Source organism: Pseudomonas sp. RP-B7 (assembly GCF_059803535.1).
Window position 1 is genome coordinate 129,258 of the sequence record NZ_JAPFHC010000004.1, and the last position, 18,735, is coordinate 147,992.

The 18,735-nt window shown below is 60.7% G+C and carries 15 protein-coding genes; 8 read left to right on the plus strand and 7 right to left on the minus strand.

Features of this window, described 5'->3' with window-relative positions:
• Positions 1-10 precede the first annotated feature (10 nt).
• Genes OPU96_RS06420 through OPU96_RS06445 form a run of 6 tightly spaced genes read left to right on the plus strand, consistent with a single transcriptional unit; the run spans position 11 to position 6,050 of the window.
• Complete coding sequence (locus tag OPU96_RS06420; protein WP_192296595.1) at positions 11-2,932, plus strand: monovalent cation/H+ antiporter subunit A; 2,922 nt, start codon at positions 11-13, stop codon at positions 2,930-2,932.
• Positions 2,932-3,276: a Na+/H+ antiporter subunit C gene (locus OPU96_RS06425; RefSeq protein ID WP_003192163.1), complete on the plus strand. Its 345-nt coding sequence runs from the start codon at positions 2,932-2,934 to the stop codon at positions 3,274-3,276. The genes OPU96_RS06420 and OPU96_RS06425 overlap by 1 nt, the downstream gene beginning before the upstream one ends.
• Positions 3,273-4,955: a monovalent cation/H+ antiporter subunit D gene (locus OPU96_RS06430; RefSeq protein WP_192296596.1), complete on the plus strand. Its 1,683-nt coding sequence runs from the start codon at positions 3,273-3,275 to the stop codon at positions 4,953-4,955. The genes OPU96_RS06425 and OPU96_RS06430 overlap by 4 nt, the downstream gene beginning before the upstream one ends.
• Positions 4,952-5,440, plus strand: a complete 489-nt coding sequence (locus OPU96_RS06435) for a Na+/H+ antiporter subunit E (protein WP_192296597.1) — start codon at positions 4,952-4,954, stop codon at positions 5,438-5,440. The genes OPU96_RS06430 and OPU96_RS06435 overlap by 4 nt, the downstream gene beginning before the upstream one ends.
• The gene (locus tag OPU96_RS06440) at positions 5,437-5,715 is read left to right on the plus strand and encodes a K+/H+ antiporter subunit F (RefSeq protein WP_105522735.1); all 279 of its coding nucleotides are present in this window, start codon (positions 5,437-5,439) and stop codon (positions 5,713-5,715) included. Before OPU96_RS06435 ends, OPU96_RS06440 begins: the two co-directional genes overlap by 4 nt.
• On the plus strand, positions 5,712-6,050 hold the full coding sequence (locus tag OPU96_RS06445) for a Na+/H+ antiporter subunit G (protein WP_192296598.1): 339 nt from the start codon (positions 5,712-5,714) through the stop codon (positions 6,048-6,050). The genes OPU96_RS06440 and OPU96_RS06445 overlap by 4 nt, the downstream gene beginning before the upstream one ends.
• Positions 6,051-6,279: 229 nt before the next feature.
• On the opposite strand, the gene cysS is transcribed toward OPU96_RS06445, so the two are convergent.
• Together cysS and OPU96_RS06455 are read right to left on the minus strand one after the other, a co-directional pair.
• On the minus strand, positions 6,280-7,668 hold the full coding sequence (gene cysS, locus OPU96_RS06450; RefSeq protein ID WP_192296600.1) for a cysteine--tRNA ligase: 1,389 nt from the start codon (positions 7,666-7,668) through the stop codon (positions 6,280-6,282).
• A 43-nt stretch (positions 7,669-7,711) separates the two neighbouring features.
• On the minus strand, positions 7,712-9,412 hold the full coding sequence (locus OPU96_RS06455; protein WP_498558859.1) for a glutamine--tRNA ligase/YqeY domain fusion protein: 1,701 nt from the start codon (positions 9,410-9,412) through the stop codon (positions 7,712-7,714).
• A gap of 259 nt (positions 9,413-9,671) precedes the next feature.
• On the opposite strand from OPU96_RS06455, the gene OPU96_RS06460 reads away from it, so the two are divergent.
• Positions 9,672-10,175: a peptidylprolyl isomerase gene (locus OPU96_RS06460; protein ID WP_010209496.1), complete on the plus strand. Its 504-nt coding sequence runs from the start codon at positions 9,672-9,674 to the stop codon at positions 10,173-10,175.
• Positions 10,172-10,921 carry a UDP-2,3-diacylglucosamine diphosphatase gene (gene lpxH / locus OPU96_RS06465; protein WP_498558860.1) on the plus strand — a complete coding sequence of 250 codons (750 nt, stop codon included), beginning with the start codon at positions 10,172-10,174 and terminating at the stop codon, positions 10,919-10,921. The genes OPU96_RS06460 and lpxH overlap by 4 nt, the downstream gene beginning before the upstream one ends.
• Before the next feature lie 161 nt (positions 10,922-11,082).
• On the opposite strand, the gene OPU96_RS06470 is transcribed toward lpxH, so the two are convergent.
• From OPU96_RS06470 to tli1a, 5 genes are read right to left on the minus strand one after another with little or no spacing between them, the layout of a single operon-like run.
• A complete protein-coding gene (locus OPU96_RS06470) occupies positions 11,083-14,409 on the minus strand; it encodes an ImcF-related family protein (protein WP_498558861.1) in 3,327 nt (1,108 codons plus the stop codon).
• Entirely contained in the window at positions 14,396-15,532 is a 1,137-nt protein-coding gene (locus tag OPU96_RS06475) for a KPHS_23130 family T6SS system protein (RefSeq protein ID WP_498558862.1), read from the minus strand. The genes OPU96_RS06470 and OPU96_RS06475 overlap by 14 nt, the downstream gene beginning before the upstream one ends.
• A complete protein-coding gene (locus OPU96_RS06480) occupies positions 15,529-15,792 on the minus strand; it encodes a PAAR domain-containing protein (RefSeq protein ID WP_305391106.1) in 264 nt (87 codons plus the stop codon). The genes OPU96_RS06475 and OPU96_RS06480 overlap by 4 nt, the downstream gene beginning before the upstream one ends.
• On the minus strand, positions 15,792-18,110 hold the full coding sequence (locus OPU96_RS06485; RefSeq protein ID WP_498558863.1) for a T6SS phospholipase effector Tle1-like catalytic domain-containing protein: 2,319 nt from the start codon (positions 18,108-18,110) through the stop codon (positions 15,792-15,794). The genes OPU96_RS06480 and OPU96_RS06485 overlap by 1 nt, the downstream gene beginning before the upstream one ends.
• Positions 18,098-18,601, minus strand: a complete 504-nt coding sequence (gene tli1a, locus OPU96_RS06490) for a Tli1a family immunity protein (RefSeq protein WP_498558895.1) — start codon at positions 18,599-18,601, stop codon at positions 18,098-18,100. The genes OPU96_RS06485 and tli1a overlap by 13 nt, the downstream gene beginning before the upstream one ends.
• Positions 18,602-18,735 lie beyond the last annotated feature (134 nt).

Sequence of the window (18,735 nt, forward strand, 5' to 3'; positions counted from 1 at the left end):
TTAGAAGCCTATGTCCCTGATAGTTCTACTGCTGCTGCCGTTTCTTGGCAGCTGTCTGGCAGCCTTGCTGCCGCATAACGCACGTAACACCGAATCCCTGCTGGCCGGCCTGGTGGCCCTGGTCGGCACCGTTCAAGTCGCCCTGCTCTACCCCCAGATCGCCCACGGTGGCGTGATCCGCGAAGAATTCATGTGGTTGCCCAGCCTGGGCTTGAACTTCGTGTTGCGCATGGACGGGTTTGCCTGGCTGTTCTCGATGCTGGTACTGGGCATCGGCACGCTGGTGTCGCTGTATGCGCGCTATTACATGTCGCCGGACGATCCGGTGCCACGCTTCTTTGCGTTTTTCCTGGCTTTCATGGGCGCGATGCTCGGGCTGGTGATCTCCGGCAATCTGATCCAGATCGTGTTTTTCTGGGAACTGACCAGCCTGTTCTCGTTCCTGCTGATCGGCTACTGGCACCACCGCGCCGACGCGCGACGCGGTGCCTATATGGCGTTGATGGTCACCGGCGCCGGCGGTTTGTGCCTGCTGGCAGGCGTGATGCTGCTGGGGCATATCGTCGGCAGCTACGACCTCGACCAGGTGCTGGCGGCGGGCGAGCAGATCCGCGCCCACGCGCTCTACCCGATCATGCTCGCCCTGGTGCTGATCGGCGCGCTGAGCAAAAGCGCGCAGTTCCCCTTCCACTTCTGGCTACCCCACGCGATGGCGGCCCCCACGCCGGTGTCGGCCTACCTGCATTCGGCGACGATGGTGAAAGCCGGCGTGTTCTTGCTGGCCCGCCTGTGGCCGTCGCTGTCCGGCAGCGAAGAATGGTTCTACATCGTCGGCGGCGCCGGCGCGATCACCCTGCTACTCGGCGCGTACTGCGCGATGTTTCAAAACGATCTCAAGGGCCTGCTGGCCTATTCCACCATCAGCCACCTCGGGCTGATCACCCTGCTGCTGGGCCTCAACAGCCCGCTGGCCGCCGTCGCTGCGGTGTTCCACATTCTCAACCACGCCACCTTCAAGGCTTCGCTGTTCATGGCGGCGGGCATCATCGACCACGAAAGCGGCACCCGTGACATTCGCAAACTCAGTGGTCTGGTGCGTTTGATCCCGTTTACCGCGACCCTGGCGATGGTCGCCAGTGCGTCCATGGCGGGCGTGCCGCTGCTTAACGGTTTTCTGTCCAAAGAAATGTTCTTCGCCGAAACCGTGTTCATCTCGGCGACCAAGTGGGTGGAAATCACCCTGCCGGTGATCGCCACCATCGCCGGTACGTTCAGCGTGGCCTACGCCCTGCGCTTCACGGTCGATGTGTTCTTCGGCCCGACAGCCACCAACCTGCCCCATACGCCACACGAACCGCCGCGCTGGATGCGCGCGCCGGTGGAACTGCTGGTGTTCACCTGCCTGCTGGTAGGGATCTTCCCGGCGCAGATGGTCGGCTCGATCCTCGCTGCCGCCGCACTGCCCGTGGTGGGCGGCGTGCTGCCGCAGTACAGCCTGGCGATCTGGCACGGCTGGAACGCGCCGATGATCATGAGCCTGGTGGCGATGTCCTGCGGCGTGGTGCTCTACCTGTTGCTGCGCAAGCAACTCAAGCGCGGGCGCTTCGATTACCCGCCGATCATCAGCTACTTCAACGGCAAGCGCGGCTTCGAGCGCTGCCTGGTTGTGATGATGCGCGGTGCACGCAAGATCGAAAAACGCATCAGCACCAAACGCCTGCAAACCCAGCTGTTCCTGCTGGTGTTGGCGGCGGTGGTCGCAGGCCTCATCCCGATGCTGCACAGCAGCCTCAGCTGGGGCGACCGGCCGAAGATCCCCGGTTCCATCGTGTTCGTTACCTTGTGGCTGCTGGCGATTGCCTGCGCCGTCGGCGCCGCGTGGCAAGCCAAGTATCACCGGCTGGCAGCCCTGACCATGGTCAGCGTGTGCGGCCTGATGACCTGCATCACGTTCGTGTGGTTCTCCGCGCCGGACCTGGCCTTGACCCAACTGGTGGTGGAAGTGGTGACCACCGTGCTGATCCTGCTGGGCTTGCGTTGGTTGCCACGACGGATCGAAGAGGTTTCGCCCCTGCCGGGCAGCCTGCGCAAGGCGCGGATTCGCCGGGTGCGCGACTTCCTGCTGTCCACCGTGGTAGGCGGCGGCATGGCGTTGCTGTCCTACGCGATGCTGACGCGCCAGACGCCCAACGATATTTCCTCGTTCTACCTCAGCCGCGCCCTGCCCGAAGGCGGCGGCAGCAATGTGGTCAACGTGATGCTGGTGGACTTCCGCGGCTTCGACACCCTCGGCGAAATCACCGTGCTCGGCGCCGTGGCGCTGACGGTGTACGCGCTGCTGCGACGTTTCCGCCCGTCCAAGGAGAGCATGCAACTGCCCGCGCAACAGCGCCAGTTGGCACCGGACGTGGCCACTGACCTGGTCAACCCACGCCAGGCCAGCGACACCGCGCTGGGCTTCATGATGGTGCCCGCAGTGCTGGTGCGCCTGCTGCTGCCGATTGCGCTGGTGGTGTCGTTCTACTTGTTCATGCGCGGCCACAACCAACCGGGCGGCGGGTTTGTCGCCGGGCTGGTGATGTCGGTGGCGTTTATCCTGCAATACATGGTCGCCGGTACGCAGTGGGTCGAGGCGCAGATGAGCCTGCGGCCGATGCGCTGGATGGGCTTCGGCCTGCTGTCGGCGACGCTGACCGGGCTGGGTGCGCTGTTTGTCGGCTACCCGTTCCTGACCACCCACACCTGGCATTTCAGCCTGCCGCTGCTGGGCGACATTCATGTGGCCAGCGCGCTGTTCTTTGACGTCGGCGTGTACGCCATGGTGGTCGGCTCGACGCTGCTGATGCTCACCGCCCTCGGTCACCAATCGGTGCGCGCACACAAACCAAGCAACCAGGCCAAAGTGGTTGCCGCAACGGAAGGAGCCGCCTGATGGAAGAAGTCATCGCAATTGCCATCGGGGTCCTCGCGGCCTCCGGTGTGTGGCTGATCCTGCGGCCACGGACATTCCAGGTGGTGATGGGCCTGTGCCTGCTGTCGTATGGGGTCAACCTGTTCATCTTCAGCATGGGCAGCCTGTTTATCGGCAAGGAGCCGATCATCAAGGACGGCGTGCCGCAAGACCTGCTCAACTACACCGATCCGCTGCCCCAGGCCCTTGTGCTGACGGCCATCGTAATCAGCTTCGCCATGACCGCGTTGTTCCTGGTGGTGCTGCTCGCCTCCCGGGGCCTGACCGGCACGGACCACGTCGACGGCCGGGAGCCCAAGGAATGAATTGGGTCAACCAACTGATCATCGCGCCGATCCTGCTGCCGCTGCTCACCGCTGCACTGATGTTGATGCTCGGCGAAAAACGCCGGCCGCTGAAAGCCAAGATCAACCTGTTCTCCAGCGTGCTGGGCCTTGGGATTGCGGTGCTGTTGCTGTACTGGACGCAAAAAGGCGGCCCCGGTTCGATTGGCGTGTACCTGCCGGGCAACTGGCAGGTGCCATTCGGCATCGTGCTGGTGGTGGACCAACTGTCGGCGCTGATGCTGGTACTCACCGGCATCATCGGCGTGAGCGCGCTGCTGTTCGCCATGGCCCGCTGGGACCGTGCCGGCACCAGTTTCCACGCCTTGTTCCAGGTGCAGATGATGGGCCTGTACGGCGCCTTCCTCACCGCCGACCTGTTCAACCTGTTCGTGTTCTTCGAGGTGCTGCTGGCGGCGTCCTACGGCCTGATGCTGCACGGCTCGGGCCGCGCGCGGGTGTCGGCAGGGCTGCATTACATCGCAATCAACCTGCTGGCCTCGTCGCTGTTCCTGATTGGCGCGGCGATGATCTACGGTGTCACGGGTACGCTGAACTTTGCCGACCTGGCGCTGAAAATTCCGCTGGTGCCGGAGGCGGATCGTGGCCTGCTGCATGCGGGGGCGGCGATCCTCGCCACCGCGTTCCTGGCCAAGGCCGGCATGTGGCCGCTGAACTTCTGGCTGGCTCCTGCCTATTCCTCGGCGAGTGCGCCGGTGGCGGCGATGTTTGCGATCATGACCAAGGTCGGCGTATACACCGTGCTGCGCTTGTGGACGCTGCTGTTCTCCGGCCAGGCCGGTGCGTCGGCGCTGTTTGGCGGTGACTGGTTGGTGTACGGCGGCATGGCAACCATTATCGGCGCGGCGCTGGCGATGGTCGCGGCACAACGGCTGGAGCGCATGGCCAGCTTGAGCATCCTGGTGTCGGCGGGGATCTTGCTGTCGGCCGTGGGTTTCGCCCAGCCGAGCCTGACGGCAGGCGCGCTGTTTTATCTGGTCAGCTCGACCCTGGCGTTGAGCGCGCTGTTCCTGCTGGCGGAGTTGATCGAGCGTTCGCGTTCGGCCAACGACTTGCCGCTGGATGAGGAAATCGATGCGCTGCCCAAGGCCATGGAATCCCTGCATCCGCGTCCGGGGGTGAACCTGGATGATGAACAGCAAGCCGTGGTCGGCCAGGTGATCCCCTGGACCATGGCGTTCCTCGGCTTGAGCTTTATCGCCTGCGCGTTGCTGATCATCGGCATGCCGCCGTTGTCCGGGTTTATCGGCAAGCTGAGTTTGCTCAGCGCGCTGATCAATCCACTGGGCCTGGGCGTGAGCGTCGACGCGCCGATCCGTCCGGCAGCCTGGGGCCTGGTGGTGCTGCTGGTGCTCTCTGGCCTGGCCTCGTTGATCGCGTTCGCGCGCCTGGGCATCCAGCGCTTCTGGACCCCGGAAGAGCGCCCCTCGCCGCTGCTGCGCCGCTATGAGTGCGTGCCGATCTTCTTCCTGCTCGGGTTGAGTATCCTGTTGACCTTCAAGGCCGAACCGCTGATGCGCTACACCCAGGCCACGGCCGTGAGCCTGAACAACCCCGAGCACTACGTGATGGCGGTGATGGCCACGCGTCCGGTGCCGAGCCCCGAAGCGAAGAGCGCCGCGCTGGAGGTGCAGCCATGAAACGCCTGTTCCCTGCCCCGTGGCTGTCGTTGGCTCTGTGGTTGTTATGGCTGGTGCTGAACCTGTCGGTGAGCCCCGGCAACCTGCTGCTCGGCGCGTTGTTGGGCGTTCTCGCGCCGTTGCTGATGGCGCCGCTGCGGCCGTTGCCGATCCGCATCCGCCGCCCCGGGGTGATCATCCGCCTGTTCTTCGTGGTCGGCCGCGACGTGATCGCGTCCAACCTGCAAGTGGCCTGGGGCGTGCTGACCTGCGGCACACGCCCACCGCGTTCGCGCTTTATCAAGATCCCCCTGGACCTGCGCGACGCCAACGGCCTCGCCGCGCTGTCGATGATCACCACCGTGGTGCCCGGCACCATCTGGTCGGAACTGGCGCTGGACCGCAGCATCCTGCTGTTGCACGTGTTCGACCTGGAGGATGAAGCGGCGTTTATCGAGCACTTCAAATCCACCTACGAGCGGCCCCTGATGGAGATCTTCGAATGAGCGCCCTGCTCTCCAATGCGATCCTGTTCAGCCTGTTCCTGTTTTCCCTGGCCATGGTGCTGACCCTGGTGCGCCTGTTCAAGGGCCCCTCGGCCCAGGACCGGGTCCTGGCGCTGGACTACCTGTACATGCTGGCGATGCTGATGATGCTGGTGCTGGGCATTCGTTACGCCAGTGACACCTACTTTGAAGCGGCGCTGTTGATTGCACTGTTTGGCTTCGTGGGCTCGTTTGCCCTGGCGAAATTCCTGCTGCGTGGCGAGGTGATTGAATGATGCCGTTATGGGTGGAAGTGATCGTGGCCGTGCTGCTGGTGTCGAGCAGCGTGTTCGCCTTGATCGGCGCAATCGGCTTGTTGCGCATGAAGGACTTTTTTCAACGCATGCACCCGCCGGCGCTGGCTTCGACGTTGGGCGCGTGGTGTGTGGCATTGGCGTCGATTGTGTACTTTTCGGCACTCAAGTCCGGGCCAGTGTTGCACGGCTGGTTGATTCCGATTTTGTTGTCGATCACGGTGCCGGTGACCACATTGCTGCTGGCGCGCACGGCGCTGTTCCGTAAGCGCATGGCGGGTGATGATGTGCCTGCCGAAGTCAGCAGCCGCCGCTGATCGCTCAAGTGAACACAGTATAAATGTGGGAACGGGCTTGTGTGGGAGCGGGCTTGCTCGCGAATACGGTGTATCAGTCGCCAGATTTGTTGACGGACACTCCGCTTTCGCGAGCAAGCCTGCTCCCACACAAGCCAGCTCCCACAGTGGATCGAGTGAGCCGTTAAAACGATGTGCAAAAAAAAACGCCCCGAACCAGTCGGGGCGTTTTTTATTCAGCCTTTAGCAATCAAGCCTGATCAGCCAAGCGCCACGTCGTCCCACCCTTGCCGTCTTCCAACACCACGCCCATGGCGGTGAGTTGGTCACGGATACGGTCGGATTCCGCCCAGTCCTTGTTGGCCCGTGCGTTCAGGCGCGCCTGGATCAGCGCATCGACTTCAGCCGCATCCACACGCCCTTCGGCGCCGGCCTGGAGGAAGTCATCGGCTTGCATCTGCAACACGCCCAGCACGCTGGCCAGTTCTTTCAGGCGTGCGGCAAGGCCAGCGGCGGCGTCGAGATCGCTCTCGCGCAGGCGGTTGATCTCGCGCACCATCTCGAACAGCACGGCGCAGGCTTCTGGAGTGCCGAAGTCGTCGTTCATCACCTGGGTGAAGCGCTCAACGAACGCTTCGCCACCGGCCGGAGCAACCACCGGCAAGCCTTTCAACGCGTGGTAGAACCGCTCCAGCGCGCCCTTGGCGTCCTTGAGGTTGTCTTCCGAGTAGTTGATCGCACTGCGGTAGTGGCTCGACACCAGCAGGTAACGCACCACTTCCGGGTGATACTTTGCCAGCACGTCGCGGATGGTGAAGAAGTTGTTCAAGGACTTGGACATCTTCTCGCCATTGATGCGAATCATGCCGCAGTGCATCCAGGCATTGGCGTAGGTCTTGCCGGTGGCGGCTTCGCTCTGGGCGATTTCGTTTTCGTGGTGCGGGAACTCGAGGTCGCTGCCGCCGCCATGAATGTCGAACGTCTCGCCCAGGCAGCAGGTGGACATCACCGAGCATTCGATGTGCCAGCCCGGCCGCCCGGCGCCCCATGGCGATTCCCAGCTCGGCTCGCCCGGCTTGGTGCCTTTCCACAGCACGAAGTCGAGCGGGTCTTGCTTGGCCTCATCCACTTCGATACGCGCGCCGATGCGCAGGTCTTCGATTTTCTTGCGCGACAGCTTGCCGTAGCCCATGAACTTGGCGACGCGGTAGTACACGTCGCCATTGCCCGGGGCGTAGGCGTAACCCTTGTCGATCAGGGTCTGGATCATCGCGTGCATGCCCGGGATGTGGTCCGTGGCGCGTGGCTCCATGTCCGGTTTGAGGATGTTGAGGCGCGCCTCGTCCTCGTGCATCGCGGCAATCATGCGCTCGGTCAGCGCGTCGAACGACTCGCCGTTTTCATTGGCACGGTTGATGATCTTGTCGTCGATGTCGGTGATGTTGCGCACGTACGTCAAGTCATAGCCGCTGAAACGCAACCAGCGGGTGACCAGGTCGAAAGCCACCATGCTGCGGCCGTGGCCGATGTGGCAGTAGTCGTATACGGTCATGCCGCACACGTACATGCGCACCTTGTTGCCATCCAGCGGCTTGAAGACTTCTTTGGTCTTGCTGAGTGTGTTGTAGATCGTTAGCACGACAATTCCTTCTCTCTAGGCAAAGCCGGTCAGGCCTGCCTGATCACTGGCCCCACGAATCACGCAAGGTCACGGTACGGTTGAATACCGGAGCGCCTGGTTTCGAGTCCTTGATATCCGCGCAGAAGTAACCTTCGCGCTCGAACTGGAAACGGTCTTCCGGCTGTGCTTCGCCCAACGAGGGTTCGGCACGACAACCAGTGAGTACTTGCAGGGAGTCAGGGTTGATGTTGTCGAGGAAACTGGCGCTGTCTTCCGCCTTTTCAGGGTTCGGCGAACGGAACAGGCGATCGTACAGGCGCACTTCGCACTCGATGCTGGCGGCGGCCGGCACCCAGTGGATCACGCCCTTGACCTTGCGGCCTTCCGGGTTCTTGCCCAGAGTTTCCGGGTCGTACGAGCAACGCAGTTCGACGATGTTGCCATCGGCGTCCTTGATCGCTTCGTCGGCACGGATCACGTAGCTGCCACGCAGGCGAACTTCGCCATTCGGCTCCAGGCGCTTGTAGCCTTTTGGCGGCTCTTCCATGAAGTCATCGCGGTCGATGTAGATTTCACGGGCGAACGGCAGCTTGCGCACGCCCAGTGCTTCGTTCTGCGGATGACGCGGCAGCTCAAGGTTGTCGACCTTGTCTTCCGGGTAGTTGGTGATCACGACTTTCAGCGGGCGCAGCACGCACATGGCGCGTGGGGCGTTCGCGTCGAGGTCCTGGCGGATGCTGAATTCGAGCATGCCGAAGTCGACCACGCCGTCGGAACGGTTGGTGCCGACCATGTCGCAGAAATTGCGGATCGAAGCCGGCGTGTAGCCACGGCGGCGGAAGCCCGACAGCGTGGACATGCGCGGGTCATCCCAGCCGTGTACGTGCTTTTCATCCACCAACTGCTTGAGCTTGCGCTTGCTGGTGATGGTGTAGTTCAGGTTCAGGCGGCTGAACTCGTACTGGCGCGGGTGCGCAGGCACCGGCAGGTGCTCCAGGAACCACTCGTACAATGGGCGATGGCTTTCGAACTCCAGGGTGCAGATCGAATGGGTGATGCCTTCGATGGCGTCCGACTGACCGTGGGTGAAGTCGTAGTTCGGGTAGATGCACCACTTGTCACCGGTCTGGTGGTGATGGGCGTGGCGGATGCGGTACATGATCGGGTCGCGCAGGTTCATGTTCGGCGAGGCCATGTCGATCTTGGCACGCAGCACGCGGGCGCCGTCCGGGAACTCACCGGCACGCATGCGTGCGAACCAGTCCAGGTTCTCTTCCACCGAACGGTCGCGGAACGGGCTGTTCTTGCCCGGCTCGGTCAGGGTGCCACGGTATTCCTTGGCCTGTTCCGGGCTCAGGTCGTCGACGTAGGCCTTGCCGGCCTTGATCAGCTCGACGGCCCAGTCGTGCAACTGGTCGAAGTATTGCGAGGCATAGCGCACTTCACCGGACCATTCGAAGCCCAGCCACTTCACGTCGCTTTCAATGGCGTCGATGTATTCCTGGTCTTCCTTGGCCGGGTTGGTGTCGTCGAAACGCAGGTGCGTGACGCCACCGAATTCCTGGGCCAGGCCGAAGTTCACACAGATCGACTTGGCGTGACCGATGTGCAGGTAGCCGTTTGGCTCAGGCGGGAAACGGGTGACGATCTGCGTGTGCTTGCCCGAATCCAGGTCCGCCTGGATGATCGGGCGCAGGAAATTGACCGGGACGGCAGGTCCGGCCTTGGAATTCGAGGTAGGGTCGACAGTGGGCTTGCTCATAGGATCCTTGAACAGACAGGTACGTGGCCGGTTGAGGCCAGATAAAACAAAGCGCTCATAATAGCCGAAGCGGTCAAGACACTGACAGGCCACGACCCAAAACTGCTGCTTTAATTACTGCTTTAATGACGAACGCGATAAAAAACCACCTCGAAATTCCTGCCGGGCACGCTAAACTGCGCGCCTTGGCCGAAGTTTCGCCAAACCGGTAAGGCGCCCGGGCGTCCGTACCTACGAATTCCTTGAAAGAGAAACGACCATGACTCAAGTCAAACTGACCACCAACCACGGTGACATCGTCATCGAGCTGAACGCCGAGAAAGCGCCGATCACCGTCGCCAACTTCATCGAGTACGTAAACGCCGGCCACTACGAAAACACCGTTTTCCACCGTGTCATCGGCAACTTCATGATCCAGGGCGGCGGTTTCGAGCCAGGCATGAAAGAAAAGAAAGACAAGCGCCCAAGCATCCAGAACGAAGCGGACAACGGCCTTTCCAACGACAAGTACACCGTCGCCATGGCCCGCACCATGGAGCCGCATTCAGCCTCCGCGCAGTTCTTCATCAACGTGGCCGACAACGCCTTCCTGAACCACAGCGGCAAGAACGTGCAGGGTTGGGGTTACGCGGTATTCGGTAAAGTCACCGAAGGCCAGGACGTCGTTGACAAGATCAAAGGCGTACAGACCACTGGCAAAGCCGGTCACCAGGACGTTCCGGTAGAAGACGTGATCGTCGAGAAAGCCGAGATCGTTGGGTGATATTGCTGATTTCAGATTTGCATCTGGAAGAGGAGCGCCCGGATATAACCCGGGCGTTTCTGGATTTACTCCACGGCCGCGCCCGTGGCGCCCAGGCGTTGTACATTCTGGGGGACTTCTTTGAAGCCTGGATTGGCGACGATGGGATGACCCCTTTCCAGCGCTCGATTTGCGCAGCCCTGCGCGAGCTGAGCGACAGCGGCACCCCGATTTTCATCATGCATGGCAACCGCGACTTCCTGATCGGCAAGGCGTTCTGCAAAGCTGCAGGTGCCACCTTGCTCAAGGACCCGAGTGTCGTGCAACTCCATGGCGAGCCGGTGCTGTTGATGCACGGCGACAGCCTCTGCACCCGCGACGTCGGCTATATGAAGCTGCGGCGTATCCTGCGCAACCCGGTCGTGCTGTTTATCCTGCGCCACCTGCCCCTGCGCACCCGCCACAAACTGGCGCGCAAGCTGCGCAGTGAAAGCCGCGCACAGACACGCATGAAGGCCAACGAAATTGTCGACGTCACCCCCGAGGAAGTGCCACGGGTAATGCAACAGTTCGGCGTACGCACCCTGGTCCACGGCCACACCCACCGCCCCGCCATTCACAAGTTGCAGATTGGCGAGCAAGCGGCCAAGCGCATTGTGCTGGGGGACTGGGATAAACAGGGCTGGGCGTTGCAGGTGGATGAGCAAGGGTTTCAGTTGGCGGCGTTTGATTTCGTCAATCCGCAACTGGCGCTGCCTGGCGCCTGAACCTCAAACACCACTGATCCAATGTGAACACCGATCCAAATGTGGGAGCTGGCTTGCCCGCGATAGCGGGGGGGCAGTCAACTCATGTATCGACTGAACCACCGCTATCGCAGGCAAGCCAGCTCCCACAGGGGCTTGCATTCCACACTCGCGTTTTGTGCCTACGACTCATCAGCCAGAAATATCTGTGGAGGCAGCGTGAAACCGCGCAGCTTGAGCAGTGCCAATGGCCCTGCATCCAGTTCGGTGCGCAGATGCCAAGTCAGGTAGATACCGTCAGGCGCCTTGAGCTCCATGCGATAGAGGCTGTCGCCATCGTCCAATGGCGTGACGCGGGCTTTTTCCAGTAAACGGATCAGCCCCCAGATGCCTTGGTAATCACCCAACAGACGTTCGCCGGCATGCACACTGGTCCAGCTCAGGCTCACCCCGGGGTAATCGCTACGGCCTGGCCAGTTGAAGCGCTGCCAACGTTCTTTTTGGTTGAAGTAGTGGTGTTTTTCGCCATTGAGAACAAAGGTGGTTTGCACCACGTCTCTGACCGCCTTGCCCTGGAGCTCGAAGCTCAGCCCCATGCTACCGTCGGTGTAGAGCACGTCCGCCAAGTTGCTGAGCTGGTTGATGGCTGACAGAAACTGCGGATTGAAACGCAAGCCCTGGCTATGCAACGGATCGACCACCCAGCGATTGCCCTCCTTGCGCAACACGCCGCTCAGTTGATGCTGCAAGAACTGCTCGATCCGCCCTGAGTCAGCACGAATCATTTGTCCCAACATCGGCAACGAGGCGTCACTGCCTGTGGCGGCAAACGGGTAGCGGCTGGCAAACGCGCTGTGCCAGGGCGTCACGATCGCGCGTTGCCACTGGCGGTTAAGACTCGCCGCTGAAGGTTGCAGCACCCGCCGCCAGGCCTGGTCCATTGGACGCACGAACAGCGCCTCGCCGAACCCGGCCCACTGCGCACCCAGGCTGGCAGCAATCAGCCTGCCGTAGGACTGGGTGTCGGTCAGATCGATACTTTTTCCCTGGAAGACCGTTTGCGCCAGGGTCTGGGTCATGGCCTGCGGGTCCGGGGCGTGACTGACTTGCTGCAGTTTCAGACGAGCGCGGGTGATTTGGGTGAGAAAAGCATGCAAGGAGAGCTTATTACCGTCGTCGTTGCTCATCAGTGAAAGCAGCGGACCGAAAGTGGCATCCAGGGGGCTGCTCGGCTCATGCGTCAATCCGTCGGTCACCGGCGTCTCGTCCCGGCCGATCAACTGTTGCGCCGACTGGATCAGAGAGTCTCCAAGTGTGCGGCCACGGTGACTTGCATGCGCTTGGTATGCCACCGTGCTCATCAGTGCGATCAATGGCGACTGGCGCACATCGCTCATCAACGTCAATTGGTCGATGACATCGGCCATCCGTTCGGATTGTTGCCAACGCAGACTGTTGAGGAAGTCCAGCCACGCGCGGGCATAGTCCTGGAAGTAGCGCTCGGTAAGACGCTCGCGCAGTTTTTCTGGCGTCAGATCGGGATCAACATCGATGGGCTTGTCGCTGAGCACCCAGTCGATTTCCTCGCGTCGGGCGCTGGCAATATCGTCAATGGCCTGGCGCACATGGCCCTCCCAGGCTTGGCGGGTGAACACCCCCGCGACCCTGGCGTCGGTGGAAAACAGTGCCAATGCATCGGTATCGGCGACCATCTGGTGCAGGCTCATGTCCGGCGAATGATTGGCGGCGACATCGAGCACCTGTTGGTACAGGCTGGCTTCGGCGTTGCGTCGACCCAACTGGCCTAGCAAGACCTGCCGAACCTGAGCGACCCGCTGCCAGTCAGCCGCGATTCGCCACTCGGGATGTACAGCCAACTGCACGCTGTAGAACTGCCAAAGCGTCGGCGACAGGCTCTGCCAAATACCGGGTGACAAACCGGCGCGCAGTGGCTCAGCCTCGCTCAAGGTCTTGGCCAGGAAGACAGAATCGGTTTTTTCCGGGCGGGCCATCATCAGGTAAGCCTTGAGTTGATCGTAGGCAACACGGGCGTAGCGGGCGCGGTCCGGGCTGTCCGGTGCAAGGTTGATCAACGTGTCGAGTTGGCGTTGCAAATTCTCGACCGCCGGGTCGCGCATCAATCGGTTATTGCTTTCGACGTAGTGCGGCCAAAGGGCTTCAAGCAAGGCTTGGTTCTGGTTCAAGCCAAAACGTTGATACCACGGCATGCCGTGCTCGGCGCGGTAGTCCAGCCGGGCGAGGACGCGAGTCAGCTCGTTGAGGGCCTGAAATTGCTGATCGCCTTGAGCCGATTGCTGCAGCGCAGCGAGCGACGCGTGTACTTGAGCGACCTGCGCGCGGTTACTGGCGAAGGACAGCCACAAGCCCATTGCCCAGACCAGCATCAGCATCACCGTCACGGCGTAACCCACGCGAGCGACGCTCCAGCCCACTCGACGCCGTACGGGCTTGTCCGCCAGTACGCCGTTCCAGGCGGGGTCCGCCGGCCAATAATGGCCCGTCTGCTCATGCTGCACCGGCAGGCTGAACCACACGCCACGCAGAGGTACTCCACGGGCGGACTGGCCCAGCAACGGCGCGAGCGCCTGGCGCCAACGGGTAATGCCTTCGACCTGCAAATCGCGAGACAGCCGGAGCAGGAAATCATGGGTAGTCTGATCATGCATCTGTGCCAGACCTGCTTGTCGCAGGGGCTCGATCAAGCCTTGCAAGCACGCTTGCAGGGCGCCGATGGTCAGCTTCGTCGGCAACACACTGCCAACCGGCCCGACTCTGCGCTGGGCCTGCGGCCATGGGCTGGCACAGACTTGCCACATGTGCAGGGGAATCTGCCAGCGCAACTCACGGGACAGTTCGCACAAGTGCCGAACGCCCTCACCCATCGCGGCATCATCGAGGCTTTGCTCCCTGCCCAGCGCCCAGACCACAGCGTCAAACGCACGCTGGCGGCTCAACTCGCGCCACTGTGCAAGGGCTGCCTTGTCCAGCCCGCAATTGACACTGCCACCCCATAACAACACTGTGCCCTGCCCTTCCAGCCAGTTTTGTGGCGTCAAGCCAGGGGCGATAGCGTTGATCTGATCCGGTTCGCCAAACACTAAAAACCAGCGGACTTTGCTGCGCCAGAAGTACCCGTGCTGTGTGCGAAGAGACTTACGTAGCGCCTCCAGCCACGGTTTTTCTTCAGGCTCGACAGGACTCGGAAAAGCCCCCCAGGGCTCAGCCACTGTCGCCACCAACCCCGTTGCCCAGCCAACTGCAACACGGTCCCAAGCCAATACAATCAGCGGGCAAAACCAGCAAAGCGCGAGCCCGATGAACAGGCCTCGTAGTGCCAGATCCTTGAGCGCCAGCGCTGGCCAAGCGAAATAGTCGCTGCACAACGCGTAGAGCAAGCAGCCGAGCATGACCAGCAACCACGCGACCACCAGATAACCCAACCCCACGCCGACCAAAGAGGCCTTACGTCCACCCTTAATGATTGCCATGAGGTACCACCACTCCAATCGCCAGTCGCTTCTCGGCGTCCTGACTCAACCAGCCGCAGGGCTGAGCTGCCACCTTCGCCTGCAACAGCGCCAGCGACATACCGATGAAAGGCGCCAGGTTCCCCAGCAGGCCCCAATGCATGCTCAGTTGGTGCTCGGCTGCGCACCAGCCTCCCTGCGCAAACGTTAGCTGGCTGGTTGTATCCAATGCCAAACAGCTGGGTGGCGACCCATCAAGGCCGGCATAACATTGCACCTGCGCGCACAGTTGAGCCGGCGACTCATGCGTTTCGCTCAATAGATACTCACCTCGATGCAACAACTGCCTGCCTTGCCGATCCACCACCCACAGAAAGCCCGCTTCGCCTGGCAGCTCAGGGTCTTCGGCGCGTTCCAAAGACACTACGCCGGCACACAAGAACCAATCCCCCGCCTCCTGGCAGCGCGGGTAAAAGCCTTCAATCAGCGCATCGAGGTCGGCCAGATCGGCCAATGGCACGCGGGTATCGGGCAGCCTCACGCCGGCCTTGACCAACTGTTGAGTGAACGCGCGCTCGCTGCCCGTATCACCCGCCCAGGCAACGCCGCACAACCTTGGCCAGCGCGCAGATAACTCAGGAAGTGCAAGGGTCAACCGGGCAAGGTGGCGGGCCAAGGCAGGGCCGCGGTCGGTGAGATTGCTCAGTGACAATCGACACCGTAGCGCAGGCTGCGTCGCCCCCGGTATCAGCGACGGTTTCGGGACGGGCGTGGCGGCCATCAGCCCGCGGTACTGCGCCTGCTCGTCGCCCACCGGCCCGAGCAACAACACCTGTTGCACCGGCAACCCCAAACCACGCCGCCGCCACCAGCGCTGCAGGTCGCCATCACGGGTGCGGCGGTACACATCCGTCTGGAACTGAGCGATCTGCCAAATCAATACACGCAGCGCCAATACCAACGCCCAACTCAATGGCAGCACTGCACTCCATAACCACAGTTCTACCTGAGGCTGGCCTTCGGGCCATAGCGCAAACAGGGTTGCCGCCTGCACGCTCAAGAGCACCAGCAACGCCAGCCACCAGCGTCGCCAATGGGGTGCTCGCGGCGCGATGACCTGCGGATACAGCGGTGGCCGAGTCATGGCGACACCCCCATCGATGAGGTCGCAAGGGTGCTCACCAAACGGCAGCCGCACTCACACCGATGCCCGTGCAGCGCCACAGGTTTGCCGTCCATCGTGGAACCCGCAGTGCCTTCACTGATTTTGTTCAAACCGTGCTTTTTACAGCGGACGGGGTCGCCCAGGCAGGCCACCGGTTTGCCGAAGGCCAGGAAATGGCCTTGCAAAACCTCGCCGCCAAAGGGCTGCAAAGGATCACCGACACGCACTAAAGGCAACATCAGGCCACCTCCCCGTCGATCTCAAACAAGCTGCCCGCCGCGCGCAACATGGCAGTGGTGCGTTCCAGGCGCTCAGCCAGATCCTCCTGGGCGATTTGAGTTTTCAACTCGGCGGCCACCAAGCCGATATGCGCGGTTGGCTTGAGGATTTGCTCGGCCCCTGGCAGAAACGGCACCACCAAGCCCGTGGCCTTGTCGATGACCTGATAACCGATGGTCGCGCCGCCGATGCCGGCGGCAAGGCCACCCAGGGCATTTTTTCGCTTGATGCCATACACCGTGGCCCCAACCACCATCGCCACACCCAGCATCCGCCCCGCCACTACCACCGGGGAAAGTTCACGGCTGTTTTCATTGCCGAAATAGGTCATGCGGTAGAAAAAATAACCGGCCCACAGCTCGCGGGTTTTCAATGCGTCGTGCATAAACCAGGCGCGGGAATCGTGGATTTGGTCGTCGAACAGCGCGACCAGCAGGGCCATATTGGTTTGCGTACTGGGTGTACCTCGGTCATCCCGGAACAGCTGTTTGCAACGTCGCTCGCCCGCCGCCTTGAGTGCGGCGTGGTCCTTGGCTTCGTCATCTTCGTTGAGCAGGTAGATCGCGTCGCGCAGCACCACGTCCAGCACGTAACCCTTCAAGCTGGTTTGTTCGCGTTTGCTGCCGGTGTAGTCGGCCTTGAACTCGGCAGCGGCCTGACTCAGTTGGGTCTGGTCGATCTTCGGTTCGTAGATGGGCGGGCCGGGATAATTTTTGGCGGCCTCGGGGGCTTGTTGACGGTCTTTTTTTAGACCGCTTATCAACGCTTCATAGTGTTCGCGTTGCTGGCCCTCATCGTAGGCTGTGGTCTCGTGGGCTTGAGTGAAAAAGGGTTGGTGTTTGTAGCTGTCATTGGCAAAACGGCCGATGCGCCAGCCAGTGATCCAGCCCAGTTGGTCGGCCAGGGTGTCTTCGACGGTAGTGGTGAGCTGGATAGGTTGGTAGGACCAGGGGGGAGTGGCGGTGGGTGGGTCGGAAGGGATGCCTGGGAGGGTTTGGCGCCAGGCGTTGAAGCGTTCGATAACGAGGGGGCTTATTCCAAACTCAGTACTGGTCGCTTCAGACATGACGCGCCAGGATTTCTCGTCGGATAGCAATTGAGACAGAGCAGCTTCTGGCACTTGCAACGGTGCGCCCGCAGCGAAGGCTTCGGCATATAGGTCGTGCAGGGCGATCTGTGAAACTAGTTCATCGGTGCCACCGCGTGCCTTGCCCTGATCATTTTTTGGGTAGCCACCCCCCACATCGGAATGAACACCGGGGTAGACCACTTCGATGGTGTTGGCTGGGTACTTGCCATCTTCATTGCGTATCGAATCCAGCGGGAAACACGAGCGCTGTTCGAATCCCGCGACGAAATGGCGGCAGCACTTGACCAGATCAGGGAAACGTTGGGCGTCGGGCAATAACTGAGTGTTATCGGCCCAATCCATGTGCCCTGCAAAAAACGGCGCGGCGTGAGCGATGCCGACCGAGGCCACGGTATCCAGCAGGCCGAGAAACTCGACGCTGATTGGCAGACCAATCAGGCTTTGTTCGGGGCGCTCGGCGCCTTCTGGGGTGTCGAATAGCTGGCTTAGCCAAGAGACAAAAGTGCGGGCCTCTGCGGCGCCTCGGGAGAAACCGTATACGAAGAGTTTGATGCCAAGGACTTTGGGCTGCGCTACCGGCACGCGCGCTTTCAAGGGGACAAGCAGGCTGGTCATTACGGAGCGACGATTGCTTGGGCCAAGGGTACTCATCATTGGTGCTTTCCAGGTACTCATGGCCTCAATTTTCGTTTTCGCTACGGCATCATCAATTTCGGTTTTATTGAGTGCGAAAGACAATGCGTTGGCTAGCTGTACCAAGGCCCAATTGATGCGATCCTCTCCGCCAGTGGCGTACTTCAACCCAGCCTCGCTGTAATCCAACTCACCAACTTCGGGAAATGCGGTTCCTACCCCTGGCATGTAGTAAGAAAAATAGCCGCCCCTTTTTGCCTTATCGTCTTGAATCGACGCATGATAGAGCTTAGCGATATTACTGGGATGATTCCTCCTCGTGTCATTGTTGTCATTATTATTGGTGCCATCGAAAAATAGACTTACGTGCATACTGTGACAACATACAAAGCGCTGACTCCCCCCTACAGAATCACGTTGCCGACAAAATAGGATTTCTTCAGCAGCTTGCCTACGATAGTTAGCGCCCACCACTGAAATATCTGTAGGCAAACGCCCGCAAAAAGGGAAAGCTGGAGGTCCGAAAGCCATATCTTTCATATTTATTCTGGACATACAATAGGCTCCTTTACATCTCTAGACTCTTTAATTGGATTATTGGGGTGCCCGTACATCCAACATGAACTTGTAACCTTGACTTTATTACAAGCGAGAAAATGCACAGACAAACCACAGCGCTCAGTCCCCGACCATTCTGGAATATCTACCGTTGCGCTATAATGCCGATATTTAGCTTTATGCTTAACTTGCTCAGCCCTGTAACCATCGCTACCTAAAGGGGGCCACTTCGAATAAGCATAAGGGTCCGCATCCACCTCCCACTCAATATCCGCCCTCAATCCCGGCCGCCATTTAATAGGCATAACAATGCAACACGAACTACCCCCTCCACCATGTACCCTATAGCCATTTACCGAAAACCAATTAATCGCAGTGCCCTCAACATGATTGATCGCCTTCAAACTTCCGCCTACCATTTCGTTTTCAGTAGCTGCACACCCCAACAGTATGAAACTCGCCAATGCACATCCAACGCACCTAAACATATGCAACACTGCTTCAAAGCTTTCAAACCGACATAGATAACCACGAGCCACCAACTTACTTATTCCTGAAAAACAATTCTCCGACGTCTTATAACTAGAGAAACATAAAGGTTCGCCGATACACACTAAAGGCA